The following is a 22,279-nucleotide window of genomic DNA, read 5'->3' as shown; positions in this document are numbered from 1 at the left end:
ACGCTTAAGGGTATAAAAGGTATTGCGCTCTTGTTTTACTATAGGCAGTGAGCCCTGCTTCCCAACTGGCTCTAATCTCCTTTTCAGACCATCCTGCCACAATTTGCTTTTCTAAGGATTGAGTACCGGCAAGTAGCGTGAAAAAATCGGTAAAAAATGGCGTTTCAGAATTTAAAGTTTGGCTTTTGTTGTAGAAATCAATTAACCATTCTAAATTCAAACCATCTAAAGTTTTGTATTCAGACAGGTCATAACCGTAACAGATTTCACCGTCGTGCTTAGGATATTTTGCTCCGGCATTGGTAGTTGGTGTAAATTGAAAAGGAAACCCTTCATTTTTAAATTTTGGCGAACCAATAACTTGAAACTGTTTATTAGTACCTCGACCTACACTAATTGGGGTGCCTTCAAAAAAACATAAACTCGGGTAAAGGTTTATGGCTTTAGCATTAGGAAGATTTGGCGATGGATTTATAGGAAGCTTATATGGGAGTTGGTGGTTGTAATGGTCTACAGTAATTACCGTGAGTTGGCATTGTATTCCGTTTGTTAGCCAGTGTTCGCCATTAATCATTTGGGCATATTCGCCAATAGTCATACCGTGAACCACCGGAATAGGGTGCATGCCCACAAAGCTTTTATGCGCTTTTTCTAAAATAGGTCCATCAATATAATGCCCATTAGGATTAGGACGGTCTAATACCAACACCGGAATGTTTTGTTCGGCACAGGCTTCCATAACATAATGTAAACTTGAAATGTAAGTGTAGAAGCGAGCCCCTACATCTTGTATATCAAAAATGATAAGATCTAAACCTTTTAATTGTTCAGCAGTGGGCTTTTTATTTTTTCCATAGAGGGAAATGATAGGAAGTCCTGTTTTAGTGTCTAGGCCATCTTTTACAACTTCTCCGGCATCGGCGACCCCTCTAAAACCATGTTCTGGCGCAAATACTTTTTTTACATCAACATTCATGGCTATTAAAGAATCTACAAGATGCGTATAGTTTAAGAAAGAGGCTTTAGAGCGTTTGGTTTTAAAAATAACACTGGTTTGGTTGGCAACAATACCTACACGTTTGCCTTGCAATAACGGGAGGTAGTCCTGCGTTTTATTCGCCCCTACGTTGAGGTTTTTATTTTCGCTAAGTAAGGTCCTGTTTGTACTCGGAGCATCATTTAACGCTAAGGTATCTTTAAGTACATTTTTACGGGCTTGTTCGGTGCGCTGTCCACAAGAAAATGTTACCAATGAAATGGATATTATTATAGAGAATAAAACTGTATTTTTGAAAACCTTTAAAAGCATATATAAGTTTGAATTTTGAGTTATTTATAGCAAAACGCATTATTGGCAATAAAACGTATAAAAGTAGTGTTTCGGCACCAATTATTAAAATTGGTATCGCGGCAATTGCTATTGGAATGATTGTAATGCTTATTGCGATAGCCACCGGTTTGGGCTTACAGCAAAAAATTAGAGATAAAGTTGTTGCTTTTAACGGGCATATAGAAATTACCAATTACGATAATAACTCTTCAGATGAATCGCAAGTACCCATCTCTATAGATCAAGAATTTTATCCGAACTTTGCAGAGGTTGAAGGGATTAACCACGTGCAAGGGGTGGCTCAAAAATTTGCTGTTATTAGAACTGAAACCGATTTTGAAGGTGTTGTGGTTAAAGGCGTCGGCGCCGATTATAAATGGGATTATTTTGAAGCGTTTTTAATTGACGGACGTTTACCCGATTTTACCAAAAATAGAAATGAAGAGATTTTAATTTCTCAATATTTGGCCAATCGCTTAGATTTTAAAGTAGGCGATAAAATGCAAACCTTATTTACGGAGCGGATAGACCGTTTGCCTAGATTAATGGGATTTAATATTGTGGGAATTTATAATTCAGGCTTTCAAGAATTAGATGAGAAATTCTGTATTGCAGATTTAAGACATATTCAGCGTATTAATAAATGGGAAGCCGATCAGATTGGAAATTTTGAAGTGTTTATAGACGATTTCTCTAAAATTGAAGAAAAAACGGTAGAGGTCTATAAAGCCGTTCCGTCTATGATGAATGCCACTTCTATTACAAGAAAGTATTATACCATATTTGAATGGATTAAGATTTTTGATAAGAACACCTACGGTATTATTGCTATTATGATTATCGTAGCGGGGATTAATATGATAACAGCCTTGTTAGTTTTAATCTTAGAACGTACACAGATGATCGGAATTCTAAAAGCCTTAGGAAGTTCTAATTGGTCCATAAGAAAAGTGTTTCTCTATAACGCTTCTTACCTTGTAGGTTTAGGCCTGTTATGGGGTAATACTATTGGTTTAGGCCTGTTATTTGCACAAAAATATTTTAAGTTATTTCCTTTAAATCCTGACACCTATTACGTGAATAATGCTCCGGTTTATATCAGTTGGGATTATATTATTCTTCTCAATTTAGGGACATTCGTAGCTTGTTTATTAATGTTGTTAATTCCATCGGTAATCATCTCCAAAATTTCTCCCGTTAAGGCCATTCGTTTCGATTAAACCGAATGTTTGTATGGGTTATTTATTCAGAATTTCTGTCTTTCTAAGCTGTATTCAGAGGCTTTTTTTTCCTTATTAAAGACGAAGCTGTAATACTCTAAGTTTATACTTTCTACTTCTAATATTTCACTTATTTTTGCACCTCGAAAATAATATTATGGATTACGTAGAAAATATATTAGGTACAATAGGAAATACCCCTTTAGTTAAGATGAATAAACTAGTGGAGGATTTACCTTGTTTAGTACTTGCTAAATATGAGACTTTTAACCCCGGAAACTCTGTAAAGGATAGAATGGCTTTACAAATGATTGAAGATGCTGAAGCAGACGGGCGATTAAAACCAGGTGGAACCATCATTGAAGGGACCTCAGGAAATACAGGAATGGGCTTAGCCTTAGCGGCAATTATAAAAGGGTACAAATGTATCTTTGTGATGGCTGATAAGCAATCTAAAGAAAAGATAGATATTCTTAAAGCCGTAGGGGCTGAAGTTGTGGTTTGTCCAACAGCGGTAGAACCAGAAGACCCTCGTAGTTATTATTCAGTGTCTAAACGTTTAGGGGAAGAAACCCCTAATTCTTGGTATGTTAACCAATATGATAACCCAAGTAACACTAAAGCACATTATTTAAGTACAGGACCTGAAATATGGAAACAAACTGATGGTAAAATAACCCACTTTGTTGTGGGTGTAGGGACCGGAGGAACGATTAGTGGTGTTGGAAAATATTTAAAAGAGCAAAATCCTAATATCAAAGTTTGGGGTGTCGATACCTATGGATCGGTGTTTAAAAAATACCATGAGACAGGTGAGTTTGATGAAAATGAAATCTACCCTTATGTGACTGAGGGTATCGGTGAAGATATATTACCTAAAAATGTAGATTTCGATATTATTGATGGATTTACTAAGGTGACAGACAAAGATGCTTGTGTATATACACAACGTTTAAGTAAGGAAGAAGGGATGTTTCTAGGGAATTCAGCAGGTTCAGCAATTAAAGGCGTGTTGCAATTAAAAGATCAATTTAAACCCGATGATGTGGTTGTGGTTTTATTTCATGATCATGGAAGTCGTTATGTAGGGAAAATGTACAATGACGAATGGATGCGAGATATGGGCTATATCGATTAAATTATACTTTCCTATAATAGGATAAGCATATCATAGACTTACAAAATCTTGAGCATCGCTCAGGATTTTTTTTTTTAGACGCCCAGATGTGGCATTTAGTTGAAATACAACCCGCATTTTTCTAAAAAAATAAAACATTTTTAAAGGCAAATCTTTACTTTAGAGGATGCAAGAAGATTTCCTTCATTATATATGGAAACATAAAGCCTTTAAATCGGTAGTGCTAAAAACCACTCAGGAAGAGGCGATTCGGATTGTAAATTTGGGGCAACATAATCATAATTCAGGCCCTGATTTTTTCAATGCGCAACTGGTTATTGCAGAACAACTTTGGGCGGGCAATGTAGAGATTCATGTAAAGTCTTCAGATTGGTATGTGCATCATCACGAAACGGACACGGCCTATGATAACGTTATTCTTCATGTGGTTTGGGAGCACGATGCCGACATCTTTAGGAAAGATAATTCCGTGATTCCAACCTTAGAGCTAAAACATTATGTCGATCAACGCTACAGCACTAATTATAAAAAACTTTTAAAATCTAAAACTTGGATTAATTGTGAATCGCGGTTTGGAGAGACCGATGATTTTCTTCTTAATAATTGGTTAGAGCGTCTCTATATAGAACGCTTAGAACAAAAATCTGAAACCATAACCAGCTTATTAATGGTTTCTCAAAATAATTGGGAAGCGGTTTTGTTCAAAATGCTATTGAAGAATTTTGGGTTAAAAGTCAATGGTCCGTCTTTTTTAAGTATTGCAAGTTCGTTTGATTATGGCATATTTAGAAAATTACTCGACAAAATTCATAATGTAGAAGCGTTATTATTTGGTCAAGCCGGTTTATTAGAACGTAATGATATTGAAGAACCTTACTTTACAGATCTTCAAGAGAAGTACGGCTATCTCAAACAAAAATTTAATATTGACAATAGCAATGTCGTGCCTGCTCAGTTTTTCAGGTTAAGGCCTCCTAATTTTCCAACCATTCGGCTGTCGCAATTTGCAAATCTCTATACCTTAGAGCCGCACTTATTTTCTAAAATGATCAGCTTAAAAACCTTAGAAGCCTATTACGAGTTTTTTAATAAAGGCGTATCGCAATTCTGGAGAACCCATTACACTTTTAGTACGGCGTCTAAAGTGTCTAAAAAATCAATGACAAAATCCTTTATAGATCTCTTGATTATAAATACTATAATACCGCTTAAGTTTAGCTATGCGAAAGCTCAAGGTAAAGCGACGGATGAGGAGTTGTTTACGCTCATTAAAGCTTTAAAATTAGAAAACAACAGTATTGTCAGTAAGTTTTTAGAACTGAAATCAATAGAAAGAAATGCCTTAAGTTCTCAAGCCTTATTACAGTTAAAACAAGAGTACTGTGATAAAAATAGATGTTTGCACTGTACTATTGGTAATAGTCTAATCGTAAAAAAATAAGTAAATTGCGACATGAATTGGTTCTACGCACTTTTATTATATTTCCAAAAACGTGGCTATTACGTGTGTCAACGTATCGCCGATCGCTTAGGGATTAGGGCAAAAATAGTAAGAACATCTTTTATGTATCTGACGTTTGTAACCGTAGGATTCGGTTTTGCCTTATATCTGTTTTTAGCATTTTGGATGCGCATTAAAGATATTATTTATACAAAACGCTCCTCAGTTTTTGACTTATAAATATGAAGAATCCCCTTTTAAAACTTTATAGATCTAAAATCTATACGGCAATACTCCTCCTAGGCATTTTGCTGTGTATTGGTGTTTTAGGTTATCGGTTTATCGCAGGGTATGTTTGGTTAGATGCATTTTATATGACGGTGATTACCGTTACTACTGTAGGTTTTGCAGAAGTTAACCCCTTAGATACGCCCTCTAAAGTTTTTACTATTTTTTTAATTTTAACAAGTGTTGTCATTGTAGGGTATGCGATTTCTATTATAACCGAATATATTTTAAACCGAAATAATCTTGAGGATATAAAACAACGGAAGATGCTAAAGAAAATTGAAGAAATGTCTAATCACATTATTATATGTGGTTTTGGAAGAAATGGGAAGCAGGCGGCCAAGAAATTACAGTCTTATAACAAGCCGTTTGTTATTATTGAACAAGATAAGGAGGTTCTCGATAAGTTTCAAGATGAAGATCTCCCATTTGTTTTAGGAAACGCCAACGATGACGAAATTCTTCTTCAAGCCGGAATTTCCAGAGCGGCAACTTTAATCACAGCATTACCTAGTGATGCCGATAATTTGTTTGTGGTTTTATCGGCACGCCAAATCAATACCAAACTCAATATTATAAGTCGTGCTTCCGAAGAAACCTCTTATAGTAAATTAAAATTAGCAGGCGCTAATAACGTTATTCTTCCCGATAGAATTGGAGGCGATCATATGGCCTCTTTAGTCGTTACTCCAGATCTAATTGAGTTTATAGACAACCTTAGTATTGTCGGTGAACGCAATGTAAATATGGCAGAAGTCCAAGTTGAGCAACTTTATAACACAAAAGATGTAAAAACTATTAAAGACTTAGATTTGCGTAATAAAACCGGCTGTACCGTCATTGGTTTTAAGAATATTACTGGTGAATATCTTGTTAATCCTGAGGCGGATACCAAGCTTGTGCCAGGGTCCTATATCATCGTTTTAGGACGTCCTGAGCAGATCATTAAACTCAATTCTGTGTTTAAAATTGCATAGGCCGATCACTCATTTTATGAGTTCAGACTTTATTGACTCAATTTTTTTTTGCATCTTGTCAACTTTAAAACTTCTAACTTAACTAATAAATATACTAATGAAGAAATATCTTCTATCAATTTTTACGTTGATATTACCGCTTTTAAACTTTGCACAACAGACAACTTCAGAGAAAATAGACGTTATTTTCAAAGATTATACAGGTTGGTTTGTCGATGCTATTTTTTATGAAATTCCTTTTTCTGAGACCTATCAAATTCCTTGGGTACTTATCGTTTTAGTCGGTGGTGCCTTATTTTTTACTATTTATTTTAAATTCATCAATGTGACCGGATTTAGAATGGCCATTAAAGTGGTAAAAGGTGAATATGAAGATATCGAAAAGCACGGCGCTGATACTTTATATGGTGATAGTACACCAAATGAAGGTGAAGATATTATAGAAACTATTAAAGATGAAGGGGCCGATGGTGAGGTTTCGCACTTCCAGGCTTTAACAGCAGCCTTGTCTGCAACCGTAGGACTTGGAAATATTGCTGGTGTGGCCGTAGCACTTTCTATTGGTGGACCAGGAGCAACATTTTGGATGATTGTTGCAGGTCTATTAGGGATGGCTTCAAAATTTGCTGAATGTACCTTAGGTGTAAAATATAGAGATGTTGGTGAAGATGGAACCGTTTACGGTGGACCAATGTACTACTTAACTAAAGGACTACGTTCTAAAGGCATGGGAGGTTTTGGTAAAGTTCTTGCCGTTTTATTTGCCATTTTTGTTATCGGTGGATCTTTTGGAGGTGGTAACATGTTCCAAGCCAATCAAGCCGCTGCGCAGTTTGTTAAACTTTTTGAATTAGATCCTGCTTCTAACGCTGGTCTTTACTTCGGATTAGTAATGGCAGCTTTAGTGGCTATCGTTATTATTGGTGGTATTAAGCGTATTGCTAAGGTGACTGAAAAAGTAGTACCATTTATGGCAGGAATATATGTTTTAGCATCCCTAATTATCTTAGGAGCAAATTTCACACTTATTGATGATGCTTTTGCTTTAATCTATGAAGGCGCATTTTCTGGTTTAGGTATTGCAGGTGGACTTGTAGGAGTTATGATTCAGGGAATCCGAAGAGGAGCATTTTCAAACGAAGCTGGTGTAGGGTCTGCCGCAATTGCGCACTCTGCCGTTCGTACTAAATATCCGGCTTCAGAAGGTATTGTGGCACTTTTAGAGCCTTTCGTAGATACGGTTGTTATCTGTACAATGACGGCTTTAGTGATTGTAATTACAAATTTCGATGGTGGCTTTATGGAATATGGAGTAGAGATTACCGAAGGGGTGGAGATTACAGCCACTGCTTTTGATACTGTGATTCCACACTTCTCTGTAGTCTTAACCATTGCCGTTATATTATTCGCCTTTTCTACTATGATTTCTTGGTCTTACTACGGTATGCAAGGATGGGTATTCTTATTCGGAAAAGGAAAAATTACAGATTTAGTTTATAAAATATTATTTTTATTCTTCGTCGTAGTTGGTGCTTCTATTAGTTTAGGTGCAGTAATTAACTTCTCAGATGCTATGATCTTTGCAATGGTGGTTCCTAATATCATCGGTGTTATTATTCTTTCTCCGATTATTAAGAAAGAATTATCGAGATATTATAAAGCTATTAGTGTTAAGGATGATGCTATTGAAGATGGTGCTGAAGATTTAAACGAGATTCTATAAAAAATAAAACACATTGCAATGAAATCCCATTTCCAGTTTTCTAAACAACAACGGAATGGGATTTTGTTGTTAATAGGCTTTATACTAGGATTACAAGCCCTGTTATGGTGGAGTCCATTTCATAAAAGTGAGACAGTAGAGCAGTCAGATCAAATAGAAGCCTTTATACGAGAAATAGACGCGCTACGGAAGGTGGAAATTGAAAACAATAAGCCTAAAATCTATCCCTTCAATCCTAATTATATTACCGATTATAAAGGCTATGTTTTAGGAATGCGTATTGAAGAGATAGACCGACTCCATGAATTTAGAGCAACAGACCGTTGGGTGAATTCAGCCCAAGAATTTCAAAACATCACTTTAGTTTCCGATTCATTATTAGCAACAATGGCACCTTACTTTAAATTCCCCGATTGGGTTAATACTAGCAAGGCTAAAACTAAAAACGATAAACCATATTATCTTACATCCAAGACTCCAAAAACCTACGCTCAGAAAATAGACTTAAATATGGCCACCCAAGCACAACTTGAAAAAGTTTATGGAGTGGGCAAGAAACGTTCTGAACGTATTTTGAAGTATCGTAATAAGTATGACGGCGGCTTTGTTTCTGATATAGAACTTTCCGAAGTTTGGGGTTTAACGGATGACGTTATTACACAGATTCTACAGCATTTTACAGTAAAGACACCACGCGCTATCACGGTTATAAATCTTAATACCGCAGAACGCGATCAATTGGTGACTGTCCCTTATATAGATTACGAGGTGGCCTTTAATATTATAGAGGAAAGAACATTGCGTGATGGTTTTAATTCCTTAGAGGATTTATTACGTGTTGAAGGTTTTCCGAAAGAAAAAATAGAGATAATTAAGCTATATTTGCAACTCTAATCAAACAACAATTTATGTCCAATTTATATTTTACAGAAGAACATAATTTATTCAGAGAAAGCCTAAGGGAATTCTTGCAAAAGGAAGTCATTCCACATATTGACAAGTGGGAAGAAACTGGTCATATAGAACGATTCATTTGGAAGAAATTTGGTGATATGGGCTACTTTGGTCTTGCTTACCCAGAACAATATGGCGGATTAGATTTAGACCTTTTTTATACCGTAATTTTTCTTGAAGAATTACAACGTATTAACTCTGGAGGGTTTGCCGCAGCAATGTGGGCACATGCTTATTTAGCCATGACGCATCTTAATAAAGAAGGCGATGAGGCCATAAAAGAAAAATATTTAGCAGATAGTATTTCTGGAGACCAAATAGGTTGTCTTTGTATTACAGAACCTTTTGGAGGAAGTGATGTCGCAGGGATGCGAACAACTGCTGTAAAAGATGGGGATACCTATGTTATTAATGGTTCAAAAACATTTATAACAAATGGTGTTTATAGTGACTACCTTGTGGTTGCCGCTAAAACCAGTCCAGAGTTAGGAAATAAAGGTATTAGTATTTTTGTTATGGATAGAGATACCCCTGGTATTTCAGCAACAAAACTAGATAAGTTAGGATGGAGAGCTTCTGATACTGCCGAAATCGCTTTTGATAATGTAGTGATTCCTGCAGCGAACTTAATGGGGAATGAAAACCAAGGCTTTCCTTATATCATGCAACATTTTGCGTTAGAGCGTTTAATTATGGGCGTTAATGCTCATGCTAGAGCAGAATATGCTTTAGAATACGCCAAGCAATATATGAGCGAGCGTACTGCTTTTGGAAGAACTATTGATAAGTTTCAAGCCTTAAGACATACTTTTGCAGATTGCCAAACACAAATGGAAATATGTAAACAATTTAACTACTATGTTACAAAACGTTTAGATATGGGAGACTATGTAGTGAAAGAAGCTACAATGTCTAAATTACAATCAACAAAAATGGCAGATGATGTCATTTACCAATGTCTTCAGTTTTTAGGCGGCTATGGCTTTATGGAAGAGTATCCGTTAGCACGTATGTCTAGAGATAGTCGTTTAGGTCCAATAGGTGGTGGTACTTCAGAAATATTGAAAGAAATCATTGCTAAAATGGTTATTGATAATAAAGATTATAAACCAGCAACATAATTGTTATAGTACGATTATAAAAAGCAATTTGCTTTAAGAAAATAAAAACTCGTGAATTTATTCGCGAGTTTTTTGTTTTATAGATAATTTAAGGTGGGGTAAAATCAGAATTTATCAACACGAAAACGTTTTCGTGTTGTTTAGGGTTTTGTTTCGTGTGGATATCACAGTAATTTTAGAGGAACTAAATAAACACTCTATATTATGAATTATTTTAAATGGTTGGGCACAACCTTTATGGTGCTGTGTGCCTTCAGTTGTTCTCAAGAAGATATCGTTGAGACCCCAGAGAATCTTACAACAACCGAAATAGCAGCTCCAATAGCCAAGCGCGCGGGTTTAAAACCTATAGGGTCGGGGGTAATGATGCAAGCCTTCTATTGGGACGTCCCTGCGGGAGGAACCTGGTGGAACGTTGTAAATTCTAAAGTGGCCGATTGGAGTAATGCCGGTATTGATGCCATATGGCTGCCACCAGCCTCAAAAGCACAAAATGGTCCGTTTTCTATGGGGTATGACCCTTTTGATTATTTCGATTTTGGTGAATTTAATCAGATGGGAAGTACAGAAACCCGTTTCGGATCGCGTTCAGAATTAATTGACATGATTGATACGGCACATGAAAACGGCCTAAGTGTTATCGCAGATATCGTTATTAATCATAATAGTGGAGGTGATAGTGAAGCCAATCCGTATACGGGAGGGAATACCTGGACCGATTTTAATCCTATGTCTGGAAATTTTTATCGCTCGGCTACCGATTTTCATGCCAATAATGTACATAATAATGATAGTGGGGCTTTTGGGGGTTATCCCGATTTATGTCATCATCAGTCCTACGTTCAAGATTGGCTTTGGAAAAACCCAAATAGCATAGCTAAATATTACAGAGATGTCATCGGATTTGATGGTTGGAGATTTGATTATGTGAAAGGATTTGAACCGTGGGTGGTTAAAGAATGGAAAAATGAAGTCGGAGGATTTTCAGTAGGGGAGTATTGGGATAGTAATGTCTCTACGTTAAATTATTGGACCAGTACCGCTGAAGCTAGTGCGTTTGATTTTGCCTGCTACTATAAAATGAAAGATGCTTTTATGGGGAATGACTTAACGGCACTTAATGATGATATGCTTTGGAAACAAAATGCATCTAGAGCAGTAACTTTTGTAACCAACCACGATACGGATGAAATTATCAATAATAAAATTTTGGCTTACGCTTATATATTAACGCATGAAGGTTATCCTGCAATCTTTTATAAGGATTATGAAGAATGGTTAAACAAATCCCAAATGAATAATCTTATATGGATTCACAATAATCTTGCAGGTGGGTCTACATCAATCTTACATGTTGATACGGATGAGTATATTGCCAAACGTAATGGGTATAATAATAACGGGCTTGTGGTTTATATAAACAATTCAGATGTTTGGCAGGAACGTTGGGTAGAAACCAATTGGTCTAACACGGTTATAAAAGATTATACGGGTAACTCTAATTGGGAGCCAACAACACAATCTGGGAATTGGGTTAAACTCCAAGCGCCACCAAGAAGCTATTCCGTTTGGTCTGTAAAGTAAAAAAGGGATTCTCTTTTTTAAATCCTGCTTTCGAGTGGGATTTTTTCTTATATATGCAATTCTAAACGTCTTATTCGTTATATTTAAAATTAGGGAAGTTACCAGTATGAGTCTTAATGCATTTTCAGATTATCTATTATTAGAAAAGAAATATTCTATACATACGGTTACGGCCTATACTAAAGATATTGAAAGCTTTCAGAAATTTCTAGATGCAGAGCATTATGCCGAATCGGTGGCAGAGGCAAACTATTCAGAAATAAGACAATGGATTGTTACTTTAGTAGATCACATTTCAAACCGAACCATTAACCGAAAAATCTCTTCCTTAAACACCTATTATAAATTCTTACTTAAAATAGAAGCGATAGAGGAGAACCCATTAAAAAAGCATAAGGCTTTAAAGGTGGGCAAAAAAGTACAACTTCCCTTTTCAGAATTAGAATTGAAAACCGTTTTAGAACAAGCCATCGCGGTTGTTGATTTTGAAACGGCAAGGAACCAGTTAATCATAGAATTGTTTTATGCCACTGGAATGCGGCGTATAGAATTGGTTAATTTAAAGATTACAGATGTAGATTATAGTCAAAACCAAATAAAGGTACTCGGTAAAAGAAATAAGGAACGGTTTATTCCGCTTTTAAGTTCCGTAAAGCAAACCTTGAAACGGTATTTAGACTATCGCAAGAATTTACATATTATAGAAGATGAGCAGATGTTATTTTTAACCCAAAAAGGTATTAAAATATACGAAAAGCTTGTTTACAGAATAATAAATAAGTACTTTAGTGAAGCATCAACAAAGGTAAAGTGTAGCCCTCATGTCTTAAGGCATTCGTTCGCAACACATTTGCTAAAACAAGGTGCAGATTTAAACGCTATAAAAGAACTTCTTGGACATACAAGTTTAGCGGCAACCCAAGTTTATACTCATAATAGTATAACAGAACTTAAAAAGGTATATGCCAAAGCACATCCAAGAAATATATCTTAAGTCGTTTTATAGGCATCCTGTTCAACCTTGTTGAAGTTATATAGTCTTTAACCTAAAACAAATCACATGAAAGTAAACACACAATCCGTTAATTTCACAGCAGATACTAAATTAATTGACTTTATTCAAAAGCGTATGGACAAATTAGATTTGTTCTATGATAAGATCATTCAGTCTGATGTCTATTTAAAAGTTCAGAACACCAGCGATAAAGAGAATAAAATTTTTGAAGCCAAGGTGAGTGTTCCTGGAGATACTTTTGTGGTAAAAAAGCAATGTAAGACCTTTGAAGAGGGGGCAGATGCAGCCATTGCCTCTTTAGAACGTCAAATAAAAAAGCGAAAAGAGAAATTAAGAGCAAAAGTTTAAAATTTTTTTCAAAAAAGTTTTGAATAACTGAAAAAAGGTTTTACATTTGCATTCCGTTAGAAATAGCGGACTTTTTTATGCTTGTTTTGAAAGTATATAAAAGTAGCAAAAAGCCGATGTAGCTCAGCTGGCTAGAGCAGCTGATTTGTAATCAGCAGGTCGTGGGTTCGAGTCCCTCCATCGGCTCTTTAAAAACTTTAGAAATAAAGTTTTTAAATTGAAATATTGAATTAAAGTTTTGGGGAGATACTCAAGCGGCCAACGAGGGCAGACTGTAAATCTGCTGACTACGTCTTCGCAGGTTCGAATCCTGCTCTCCCCACAAAATTTAAAATTTTAGAATTGCAAAGTTAACGTTGTGATTCTATTGTTAATTTTAGGTTGTGTCAGCAACCTAAGGTCATTTGTAAAATAATGATCTTTATTTGAAATATTGAAACCCTTTAATTAAAGCGATTTAATTAATAAAAATGCGAGAGTAGCTCAGTTGGTAGAGCGTCAGCCTTCCAAGCTGAATGTCGCCGGTTCGAACCCGGTCTCTCGCTCAATAATTTACGAGTTGAGATGCGTTGTTTGACGCTTCGTAAATCTAACCAAATCGGTAATCGTAAATGAAAAGCCGGTGTAGCTCAGGGGTAGAGCGTTTCCTTGGTAAGGAAGAGGTCACGAGTTCAATTCTCGTCATTGGCTCTTTTTTCTAAGTTAATTACATTTAGAATATACAATTGAACACTAATAATATAATTAAGATTAAAATAAATTAAACATGGCAAAGGCAACTTTTGATCGTTCAAAACCACACTTAAACATTGGTACTATTGGACACGTAGATCACGGTAAAACAACTTTAACTGCTGCTATTACTAAAGTATTAGCTGATGCAGGTTTATCTGAAGCGAGAGATTTCGATCAAATCGATAACGCACCAGAAGAAAAAGAAAGAGGTATAACAATTAATACTTCACATGTAGAATATGCAACTGCTAATCGTCACTACGCTCACGTTGACTGTCCAGGTCACGCGGATTACGTAAAGAACATGGTTACAGGTGCTGCTCAAATGGATGGTGCTATTTTAGTTGTTGCTGCAACAGATGGTCCAATGCCACAAACACGTGAGCACATCCTTTTAGGACGTCAGGTAGGTATTCCAAGTATCGTTGTATTCATGAATAAAGTGGATATGGTTGATGATGAGGAGTTACTTGAGTTAGTTGAAATGGAAATTAGAGATTTATTATCATTCTACGAATATGATGGTGATAATGGACCTGTAATTGCTGGATCTGCTTTAGGTGCTTTAAATGGAGAGCAAAAATGGGTTGACACTGTTATGGAATTAATGGCAGCTGTTGATGACTGGATTAAGGAGCCTGTTCGTGATATGGATAAGCCTTTCTTAATGCCTATCGAGGATGTATTCTCTATTACTGGTCGTGGTACTGTTGCAACTGGTCGTATTGAAACTGGTGTAGCTAACACTGGAGATCCTGTTGAGATCATCGGTATGGGTGCTGAGAAATTAACATCTACAATTACTGGTATTGAAATGTTCCGTCAAATCTTAGATAGAGGTGAAGCTGGTGATAACGCTGGTATCTTATTAAGAGGTATTGAGAAGTCTCAAATCTCTAGAGGTATGGTAATCGTTAAGCCTGGTTCTGTAACACCACACTCTAAGTTCAAAGCTGAGGTTTATATCCTTAAGAAAGAAGAAGGTGGTCGTCACACACCATTCCACAATAACTACCGTCCACAGTTCTACGTACGTACAACTGACGTAACTGGAAACATTGCGCTTCCTGATGGAGTTGAAATGGTAATGCCTGGTGATAACTTAACTATTACTGTTGAGTTGATTAACACAATTGCAATGAACGTAGGTTTACGTTTCGCTATCCGTGAAGGTGGTAGAACAGTTGGTGCTGGTCAGGTAACTGAAATTTTAGACTAATCTGATATAGTTGAAATATTATAATTAAGGTGTCTCGATGGTTCGGGACGCCTTGATTATTGTTTACAGGTTTTACTCCTCCGCTAAAGAGGTTTAAAACAGGAATACGGGTTTAGCTCAGTTGGTAGAGCACTGGTCTCCAAAACCAGGTGTCGTGAGTTCGAGTCTCTCAACCCGTGCAAATAATATTTAGAGGCGAGAAGCCTAGCCTTAACTAACGTAAAGGTGTTTCTCAACCCCGTTTAAATTAAAAGGATGATTTTATAAGTCCTAAATAAAGTAAATAATCAAATGGCAGGATTAGTAACATATATAAAAGAATCGTTTGAAGAGTTAAAGAACAATGTGTCATGGACGCCATGGCCAGAAGCTCAGAAACTAACTGTGATTGTTGCTGTGTTTTCAATTATATTTTCTTTAGCTATTTGGGGAGTTGATACAACTTTTAGTAGAGCGGTAAAGGCTTATTTTGAATTGATTCACTAACAAATATACAAGAAGCGATTATGTCTGATAAAAAGTGGTATGTTGTTAGAGCGGTAAGCGGTCAAGAAAATAAAATTAAAGCTTATATTGAAACTGAGATTTCAAGATTAGGTTTAGATGATTATGTAGACCAGGTTTTAGTACCAACCGAAAAGGTAATACAAATCCGTAATGGGAAAAAGATCAACAAAGAAAAGGTTTATTTTCCAGGTTACATTATGATACAAGCCAACTTAAGTGGCGAGGTTCCTCACATTATTAAATCTATAACTAATGTTATTGGATTTTTAGGGGAAACTAAAGGTGGTGACCCAGTGCCATTGAGACAGTCTGAAGTAAACAGAATGTTAGGTAAAGTAGATGAGTTATCTGTAGAGGCAGATGCAAGTGTGGCGATACCATTTACAAAGGGAGAAACTGTTAAGGTAATTGATGGTCCATTCAATGGTTTTGATGGTACAATCGAGAAAATTAACGAAGAAAAACGTAAGCTTGAAGTTATGGTTAAGATTTTTGGAAGAAAAACACCATTAGAGTTAAGCTACATGCAAGTAGAGAAAGTTTAATAATTGTTACAATAAAGAGCGTTATATCTATGCTTCCAATATAGATAGGCGTATAAACATCAAGAAATGGCAAAAGAAATAGACAAAGTAGTTAAGCTACAAGTTCGGGGAGGTGCTGCGAATCCATCGCCACCGGTAGGACCCGCTTTAGGTGCCGCTGGAGTTAACATCATGGAGTTCTGTAAGCAGTTTAATGCGAGAACTCAAGATAAAGCAGGTAAGGTTTTACCTGTGGCAATCTCAGTTTACAAAGACAAATCATTTGATTTTGTAATTAAGACGCCACCAGCAGCAGTACAATTATTAGAAGCGGCCAAACTAAAAAAAGGATCAGGAGAACCGAACCGACGTAAAGTAGCAAAAGTAACTTGGGATCAAGTTAAAGCAATTGCTGAAGACAAAATGGTAGATCTAAATGCATTTGAACTTGCATCAGCTATGAAAATGGTTGCAGGTACGGCTAGATCAATGGGTATCACTGTTAAAGGAGGAGAAGCTCCAAACTAAATTTTTAGAAATGGCAAGATTAACAAAGAAGCAAAAAGAAGCAAGAGCAAAGGTTGATAACAACAAAATTTACTCTTTAGAAGAAGCTTCAGCTTTACTAAAAGAAATTACATACACAAAGTTTGATGCTTCTATCGATTTAGCAATCAGATTAGGTGTAGATCCGCGTAAAGCCAATCAAATGGTTCGTGGGGTAGTTTCATTACCACATGGTACAGGTAAAGACATGAAGGTTTTAGCACTTGTAACTCCAGATAAAGAAGCAGAAGCTAAAGAAGCTGGTGCGGATTACGTTGGATTAGATGAGTACTTACAAAAAATTAAAGAGGGTTGGACAGATGTAGACGTTATCGTTACTATGCCAAGCATTATGGGTAAGTTAGGACCATTAGGTAGAGTATTGGGACCAAGAGGTCTTATGCCAAACCCTAAGACAGGTACAGTTACTATGGACGTAGCTAAAGCAGTTGCTGAAGTAAAAGCTGGTAAGATTGATTTTAAAGTAGATAAAACAGGTATTGTACATGCTCCAATAGGAAAAGCATCTTTCAGTACAGATAAAATTGTTGGGAATGCTCAAGAATTATTATCTACAATCATGAAATTAAAGCCAACGGCTTCAAAAGGAACTTATGTAAAGAGCATTTATATGTCTAGTACAATGAGTCCAAGTGTAGCAATTGATACAAAAATAGGATAGTAGTTAAACTTAGAATATTATGACAAGAGAAGAAAAATCCCAAGTAATTGAAGAGTTGACTGCTCAGTTAGCAGATAATGCAAATATCTATTTAACAGATATCTCTGGATTAGATGCAGCAACAACTTCAAATTTAAGAAGAGCTTGTTTTAAAGCTAATATTAAATTAGCAGTAGTAAAGAATACACTTTTAGAGAAAGCAATGGAAGCATCGGATAGAGAATTCGGTGAGTTACCAACGACTTTAAAAGGTAATACATCTGTAATGTATTCTGAAACTGGAAACGGTCCTGCTAAAGTAATTAAAGAATTCCGTAAGAAGTCTGAAAAGCCTTTATTAAAAGGTGCTTTCATTGAAGAAGCGGTTTACATTGGCGACGAGTTATTAGATACCTTAGTTGATATTAAGTCTAGAGAAGAGCTTATCGGTGAGATTGTTGGATTATTACAATCACCTGCTAAGAACGTTATTTCAGCACTTAAATCTAGTGGTGGTACAATCGCTGGTATCGTTAAAACATTATCTGAAAGAGAAGGATAATCGTATCGTATATACACAATAGAAAATAAAATATAACACACATTATTAAACAATAGAAAAATGGCAGATTTAAAAGATTTCGCAGAACAATTAGTTAACTTAACAGTAAAAGAAGTTAATGAATTAGCAACTATATTAAAAGATGAGTACGGTATTGAGCCTGCTGCAGCAGCAGTAGCTATGGCTGGACCAGCTGCAGGTGGTGGAGACGCTGCTGAAGAGCAAACTGAATTTGATGTAATCTTAAAAGCAGCAGGTGCTTCTAAATTAGCAGTTGTAAAATTAGTTAAAGAATTAACTGGTTTAGGTTTAAAAGAAGCAAAAGGATTAGTTGATGATGCACCAAGCGCTATCAAAGAAGGAATTACAAAAGACGAAGCAGAAGCTTTAAAATCTCAATTAGAAGAGGCAGGAGCTGAAGTTGAGCTTAAGTAAGCTTATCTTATCTACAATATATGGTTTAGGTCTAGAGGTAAACTCTAAGACCTAAACCCTTTTGTGTATATAAACGTTATATACATTTTTTAGTTTTTATTTAATAAAAATCTCGTTCATCAATGTTAGCAAAAAAGGCTGAAAGAATTAATTTCTCTTCTATTGTAAATAGGACAGATTACCCAGACTTTTTGGATATTCAAATTAAATCCTTCCAGGATTTTTTCCAATTAGAAACAAAGTCAGAAGAAAGAGGTACTGAAGGTTTGTACAATACCTTCATGGAGAACTTCCCCATAACAGATACTCGTAATCAATTCGTACTAGAATTTTTAGATTACTTTATCGATCCACCTAGATACTCAATAGAAGAATGTATTGAAAGAGGATTAACCTATAGTGTGCCTTTAAAAGCAAGATTGAAATTGTATTGTACAGATCCAGAACACGAGGATTTCGAAACAATCGTTCAAGATGTCTATTTAGGAACCATCCCTTATATGACTCCTAGTGGGACATTTTGTATTAATGGTGCAGAGCGTGTTGTCGTTTCTCAATTGCATAGATCACCTGGTGTATTCTTTAGCCAGTCTTTCCATGCTAATGGAACAAAATTATATTCAGCAAGAGTAATTCCTTTTAAAGGATCTTGGATTGAATTTGCCACGGATATCAATCAAGTAATGTATGCTTATATTGATAGAAAGAAAAAATTACCTGTTACAACCCTTTTCCGTGCTATTGGGTTTGAACGTGATAAAGATATTTTAGAGATTTTTGACCTTGCTGAAGAAGTAAAAGTGTCAAAATCTGGATTAAAGAAAGTTATCGGTCGTAAACTTGCGGCACGTGTACTTAACACATGGCATGAAGATTTCGTTGATGAAGATACTGGTGAAGTAGTTTCTATTGAACGTAACGAAATTGTATTAGACCGTGATACCATTATCGATAAAGATAATATAGAAGAAATTCTTGAGGCCGAAGTAAAAACAATTCTTTTACATAAAGAAAGCGCGCAACAAGGAGATTACGCTATTATTCATAATACCTTACAAAAGGATCCAACAAACTCTGAAAAAGAAGCTGTTGAGCATATCTACCGTCAATTACGTAATGCTGAGCCGCCAGATGAGGAAACTGCACGTGGTATTATAGACAAATTATTCTTCTCGGATCAACGTTACTCTTTAGGTGAAGTTGGACGTTACAGAATGAACAAGAAATTACAGTTAGATATCGGAATGGATAAGCAAGTGCTTACCAAAGAAGATATTATAACTATCATAAAATATTTAATTGAGCTTATCAACTCTAAAGCAGAGATTGATGATATTGATCACTTATCTAACCGTCGTGTACGTACTGTAGGAGAACAATTATCATCTCAGTTTGGTGTTGGTTTAGCACGTATGGCTCGTACCATTCGTGAGCGTATGAACGTTCGTGATAACGAAGTCTTTACACCTATAGATTTAATTAATGCTAAGACGTTATCGTCTGTAATTAATTCTTTCTTCGGAACCAACCAGTTATCGCAGTTTATGGATCAAACGAATCCTCTTGCAGAGATTACGCACAAGCGTCGTCTTTCAGCATTAGGACCAGGTGGTTTATCAAGAGAAAGAGCAGGGTTCGAGGTACGTGATGTTCACTACACACACTACGGACGTTTATGTCCTATTGAAACTCCTGAAGGTCCAAACATTGGATTAATTTCTTCTTTATCTGTATTTGCGAAAGTAAATGCAATGGGATTCATTGAAACACCATACCGTAAAGTAGAAGATGGGGTTGTAGATATTAAAAATACACCAACATACCTAAGTGCTGAAGAGGAAGAAGATATGTTAATTGCGCAAGCAACTATCAATGTCGATGAGGATGGAAAGATTTTAGCAGATAAAATTATTTCACGTCAAGAAGGTGATTTTCCAGTGATTGATCCTGTGAATGTGAATTATACAGATGTTGCGCCTAACCAAATTGCGTCAATTTCTGCATCTTTAATTCCTTTCTTAGAACATGATGATGCCAACCGTGCGTTAATGGGATCTAACATGATGCGTCAGGCCGTTCCTTTATTACGTCCTGAAGCTCCGATTGTAGGAACTGGTTTAGAGCGTCAAGTAGCTTCAGATTCTCGTGTTTTAATTAATGCTGAAGGTGATGGTACTGTAGAGTATGTAGATGCTCAAAAAATTACAATTCGTTACGAGCGTAGCGAAGAGGCAGCTATGGTTAGTTTTGATAGCGATACTAAAACTTATCCTTTAGTAAAATTTAGAAAAACCAACCAAGGAACGTCTATTAACTTAAAACCTATAGTAGAAAAAGGTGATAAAGTTGTAAAAGGACAAGTACTTTGTGAAGGTTATGCAACTGAAAATGGTGAATTAGCACTTGGTAGAAATATGAAAGTAGCCTTTATGCCTTGGAAAGGGTATAACTTTGAGGATGCAATTGTAATTTCTGAAAAAGTAGTAAGAGAAGATGTCTTTACATCAATTCATATTGATGAATATTCTTTAGAAGTAAGAGATACCAAATTAGGTAACGAAGAGTTAACAAACGATATCCCTAATGTTTCTGAAGAAGCAACTAAAGATTTAGATGAAAATGGTATGATTCGCATCGGTGCTGAAATTAAACCAGGAGATATCTTAATTGGTAAGATTACACCGAAAGGTGAATCAGATCCAACGCCAGAAGAAAAATTGTTAAGAGCCATCTTCGGTGATAAAGCAGGAGATGTTAAAGATGCTTCATTAAAAGCTTCTCCATCACTTCATGGGGTGGTTATCGCTAAGAAATTATTCGCTAGAGCGGTAAAAGACAAGCGTAAGAGAGCACAAGATAAAGAAGATATCGAAAAGTTAGAAGATGTTTATGATAACAGATTCGATGATCTTAAAAATGTACTTGTAGACAAGTTATTCAATATTGTTAACGGTAAAACGGCTCAAGGTATCTATAATGATTTAGGTGAGGAAATTATTCCAAAAGGTAAGAAGTATACCTTAAAAATGTTAAATGCTGTAGATGATTATACACACTTAACATCAGGAAAATGGACGACTGACGATCATACTAACGAGCTTGTTGCAGATCTTATCCATAATTACAAAATTAAGGAGAATGATTTACAAGGATCTTTAAGACGTGAGAAGTTTACAATTTCTGTAGGAGATGAATTACCAGCAGGAATTATCAAATTAGCGAAGATTTACATTGCTAAGAAACGTAAGCTTAAAGTAGGTGATAAGATGGCAGGACGTCACGGTAACAAAGGTATTGTTGCACGTATTGTACGTCAAGAAGATATGCCATTCTTAGAAGATGGAACACCTGTTGATATTGTCTTAAACCCATTAGGGGTACCGTCACGTATGAACATCGGTCAAATCTATGAAACTGTATTAGGTTGGGCTGGTAAAGATTTAGGAAAGAAATATGCAACGCCAATTTTCGATGGTGCAACATTAGATCAGATTAATGCATACACAGATGAAGCTGGTATTCCAAGATTTGGTCATACCTATCTTTATGATGGTGGAACAGGAGATCGTTTTGATCAACCAGCAACTGTTGGTGTGATCTATATGATTAAACTTGGACACATGATTGATGATAAGATGCACGCACGTTCTATTGGGCCATACTCATTAATTACACAACAACCATTAGGTGGTAAAGCACAGTTTGGTGGTCAGCGTTTTGGTGAGATGGAGGTATGGGCACTTGAGGCTTATGGCGCATCAAGCACCCTACGTGAGATCTTAACTGTAAAATCAGATGACGTTATTGGTAGAGCTAAAACTTACGAAGCGATCGTTAAGGGTGAGCCTATGCCAGAACCGGGACTTCCAGAATCATTCAACGTACTTATGCACGAATTGAAAGGTTTAGGATTAGATATTAGATTGGAGGAATAATTTTAAAAGAATTTTT

General features: G+C 36.0%; 20 protein-coding genes and 5 tRNA genes. 24 read left to right on the top strand and 1 reads right to left on the bottom strand.

Annotated features, from left to right (window positions below):
* Nucleotides 1–4: 4 nt before the first annotated feature.
* Nucleotides 5–1,309 carry an exo-beta-N-acetylmuramidase NamZ family protein gene (locus DFQ08_RS11335; RefSeq protein ID WP_114310127.1) on the bottom strand — a complete coding sequence of 435 codons (1,305 nt, stop codon included), beginning with the start codon at nucleotides 1,307–1,309 and terminating at the stop codon, nucleotides 5–7.
* Nucleotides 1,310–1,317: 8 nt separating this feature from the next.
* Here DFQ08_RS11335 and DFQ08_RS11330 point away from each other — a divergent pair, with 8 nt between their 5' ends.
* The 24 genes from DFQ08_RS11330 (at nucleotide 1,318) to rpoB (ending at nucleotide 22,263) form a co-directional block, all read left to right on the top strand.
* Nucleotides 1,318–2,550 (top strand): ABC transporter permease, encoded by a 1,233-nt coding sequence (locus DFQ08_RS11330; RefSeq protein ID WP_114310126.1) that lies wholly within the window; start codon nucleotides 1,318–1,320, stop codon nucleotides 2,548–2,550.
* Between the two features lie 157 nt (nucleotides 2,551–2,707).
* Nucleotides 2,708–3,688, top strand: coding sequence for a PLP-dependent cysteine synthase family protein (locus DFQ08_RS11325; RefSeq protein WP_114310125.1), 981 nt, complete (start codon nucleotides 2,708–2,710; stop codon nucleotides 3,686–3,688).
* A 166-nt stretch (nucleotides 3,689–3,854) separates the two neighbouring features.
* The gene (locus tag DFQ08_RS11320; RefSeq protein WP_114310124.1) at nucleotides 3,855–5,129 is read left to right on the top strand and encodes a DUF2851 family protein; all 1,275 of its coding nucleotides are present in this window, start codon (nucleotides 3,855–3,857) and stop codon (nucleotides 5,127–5,129) included.
* Between the two features lie 12 nt (nucleotides 5,130–5,141).
* Nucleotides 5,142–5,369 carry a PspC domain-containing protein gene (locus tag DFQ08_RS11315; RefSeq protein ID WP_114310123.1) on the top strand — a complete coding sequence of 76 codons (228 nt, stop codon included), beginning with the start codon at nucleotides 5,142–5,144 and terminating at the stop codon, nucleotides 5,367–5,369.
* A 2-nt stretch (nucleotides 5,370–5,371) separates the two neighbouring features.
* The gene (locus DFQ08_RS11310; protein WP_114310122.1) at nucleotides 5,372–6,394 is read left to right on the top strand and encodes a potassium channel family protein; all 1,023 of its coding nucleotides are present in this window, start codon (nucleotides 5,372–5,374) and stop codon (nucleotides 6,392–6,394) included.
* A 97-nt stretch (nucleotides 6,395–6,491) separates the two neighbouring features.
* Nucleotides 6,492–8,117, top strand: coding sequence for an alanine/glycine:cation symporter family protein (locus DFQ08_RS11305; RefSeq protein ID WP_114310121.1), 1,626 nt, complete (start codon nucleotides 6,492–6,494; stop codon nucleotides 8,115–8,117).
* A gap of 18 nt (nucleotides 8,118–8,135) precedes the next feature.
* A complete protein-coding gene (locus tag DFQ08_RS11300; protein WP_114310120.1) occupies nucleotides 8,136–9,011 on the top strand; it encodes a ComEA family DNA-binding protein in 876 nt (291 codons plus the stop codon).
* A 14-nt stretch (nucleotides 9,012–9,025) separates the two neighbouring features.
* Complete coding sequence (locus DFQ08_RS11295; RefSeq protein WP_114310119.1) at nucleotides 9,026–10,192, top strand: acyl-CoA dehydrogenase family protein; 1,167 nt, start codon at nucleotides 9,026–9,028, stop codon at nucleotides 10,190–10,192.
* Nucleotides 10,193–10,393: 201 nt separating this feature from the next.
* On the top strand, nucleotides 10,394–11,776 hold the full coding sequence (locus tag DFQ08_RS11290) for an alpha-amylase (protein WP_394347184.1): 1,383 nt from the start codon (nucleotides 10,394–10,396) through the stop codon (nucleotides 11,774–11,776).
* Between the two features lie 106 nt (nucleotides 11,777–11,882).
* On the top strand, nucleotides 11,883–12,770 hold the full coding sequence (locus DFQ08_RS11285; RefSeq protein ID WP_114310117.1) for a tyrosine-type recombinase/integrase: 888 nt from the start codon (nucleotides 11,883–11,885) through the stop codon (nucleotides 12,768–12,770).
* 66 nt (nucleotides 12,771–12,836) lie between these two features.
* Nucleotides 12,837–13,139, top strand: coding sequence for a ribosome hibernation-promoting factor, HPF/YfiA family (gene hpf / locus DFQ08_RS11280; protein ID WP_114310116.1), 303 nt, complete (start codon nucleotides 12,837–12,839; stop codon nucleotides 13,137–13,139).
* Between the two features lie 112 nt (nucleotides 13,140–13,251).
* Nucleotides 13,252–13,325: transfer RNA gene (locus DFQ08_RS11275), tRNA-Thr, on the top strand.
* Nucleotides 13,326–13,379: 54 nt separating this feature from the next.
* Nucleotides 13,380–13,461 (top strand) — tRNA-Tyr (locus DFQ08_RS11270).
* Nucleotides 13,462–13,611: 150 nt separating this feature from the next.
* Nucleotides 13,612–13,684 (top strand) — tRNA-Gly (locus DFQ08_RS11265).
* Nucleotides 13,685–13,757: 73 nt separating this feature from the next.
* Nucleotides 13,758–13,829, top strand: a tRNA-Thr gene (locus tag DFQ08_RS11260).
* 76 nt (nucleotides 13,830–13,905) lie between these two features.
* Nucleotides 13,906–15,093, top strand: coding sequence for an elongation factor Tu (gene tuf, locus DFQ08_RS11255; protein WP_114310115.1), 1,188 nt, complete (start codon nucleotides 13,906–13,908; stop codon nucleotides 15,091–15,093).
* A gap of 106 nt (nucleotides 15,094–15,199) precedes the next feature.
* Nucleotides 15,200–15,272, top strand: a tRNA-Trp gene (locus tag DFQ08_RS11250).
* A gap of 112 nt (nucleotides 15,273–15,384) precedes the next feature.
* A complete protein-coding gene (gene secE / locus DFQ08_RS11245; RefSeq protein WP_114310114.1) occupies nucleotides 15,385–15,579 on the top strand; it encodes a preprotein translocase subunit SecE in 195 nt (64 codons plus the stop codon).
* A gap of 20 nt (nucleotides 15,580–15,599) precedes the next feature.
* The gene (gene nusG / locus DFQ08_RS11240) at nucleotides 15,600–16,145 is read left to right on the top strand and encodes a transcription termination/antitermination protein NusG (protein ID WP_114310113.1); all 546 of its coding nucleotides are present in this window, start codon (nucleotides 15,600–15,602) and stop codon (nucleotides 16,143–16,145) included.
* Nucleotides 16,146–16,211: 66 nt separating this feature from the next.
* Nucleotides 16,212–16,652, top strand: a complete 441-nt coding sequence (rplK, locus tag DFQ08_RS11235; protein ID WP_114310112.1) for a 50S ribosomal protein L11 — start codon at nucleotides 16,212–16,214, stop codon at nucleotides 16,650–16,652.
* Between the two features lie 10 nt (nucleotides 16,653–16,662).
* Nucleotides 16,663–17,352 (top strand): 50S ribosomal protein L1, encoded by a 690-nt coding sequence (gene rplA, locus DFQ08_RS11230; protein ID WP_114310111.1) that lies wholly within the window; start codon nucleotides 16,663–16,665, stop codon nucleotides 17,350–17,352.
* A gap of 19 nt (nucleotides 17,353–17,371) precedes the next feature.
* A complete protein-coding gene (gene rplJ / locus DFQ08_RS11225) occupies nucleotides 17,372–17,893 on the top strand; it encodes a 50S ribosomal protein L10 (RefSeq protein WP_114310110.1) in 522 nt (173 codons plus the stop codon).
* Nucleotides 17,894–17,953: 60 nt separating this feature from the next.
* Nucleotides 17,954–18,328, top strand: a complete 375-nt coding sequence (rplL, locus tag DFQ08_RS11220) for a 50S ribosomal protein L7/L12 (protein ID WP_114310109.1) — start codon at nucleotides 17,954–17,956, stop codon at nucleotides 18,326–18,328.
* A gap of 122 nt (nucleotides 18,329–18,450) precedes the next feature.
* Nucleotides 18,451–22,263, top strand: a complete 3,813-nt coding sequence (gene rpoB, locus DFQ08_RS11215) for a DNA-directed RNA polymerase subunit beta (protein WP_114310108.1) — start codon at nucleotides 18,451–18,453, stop codon at nucleotides 22,261–22,263.
* Nucleotides 22,264–22,279: the final 16 nt, after the last annotated feature.

Source organism: Winogradskyella arenosi (assembly GCF_003337305.1).
Taxonomy (GTDB): domain Bacteria; phylum Bacteroidota; class Bacteroidia; order Flavobacteriales; family Flavobacteriaceae; genus Winogradskyella; species Winogradskyella arenosi.
Note: the sequence above shows the minus strand (reverse complement) of the source record. Positions and strands in the feature narration are given on the sequence as shown.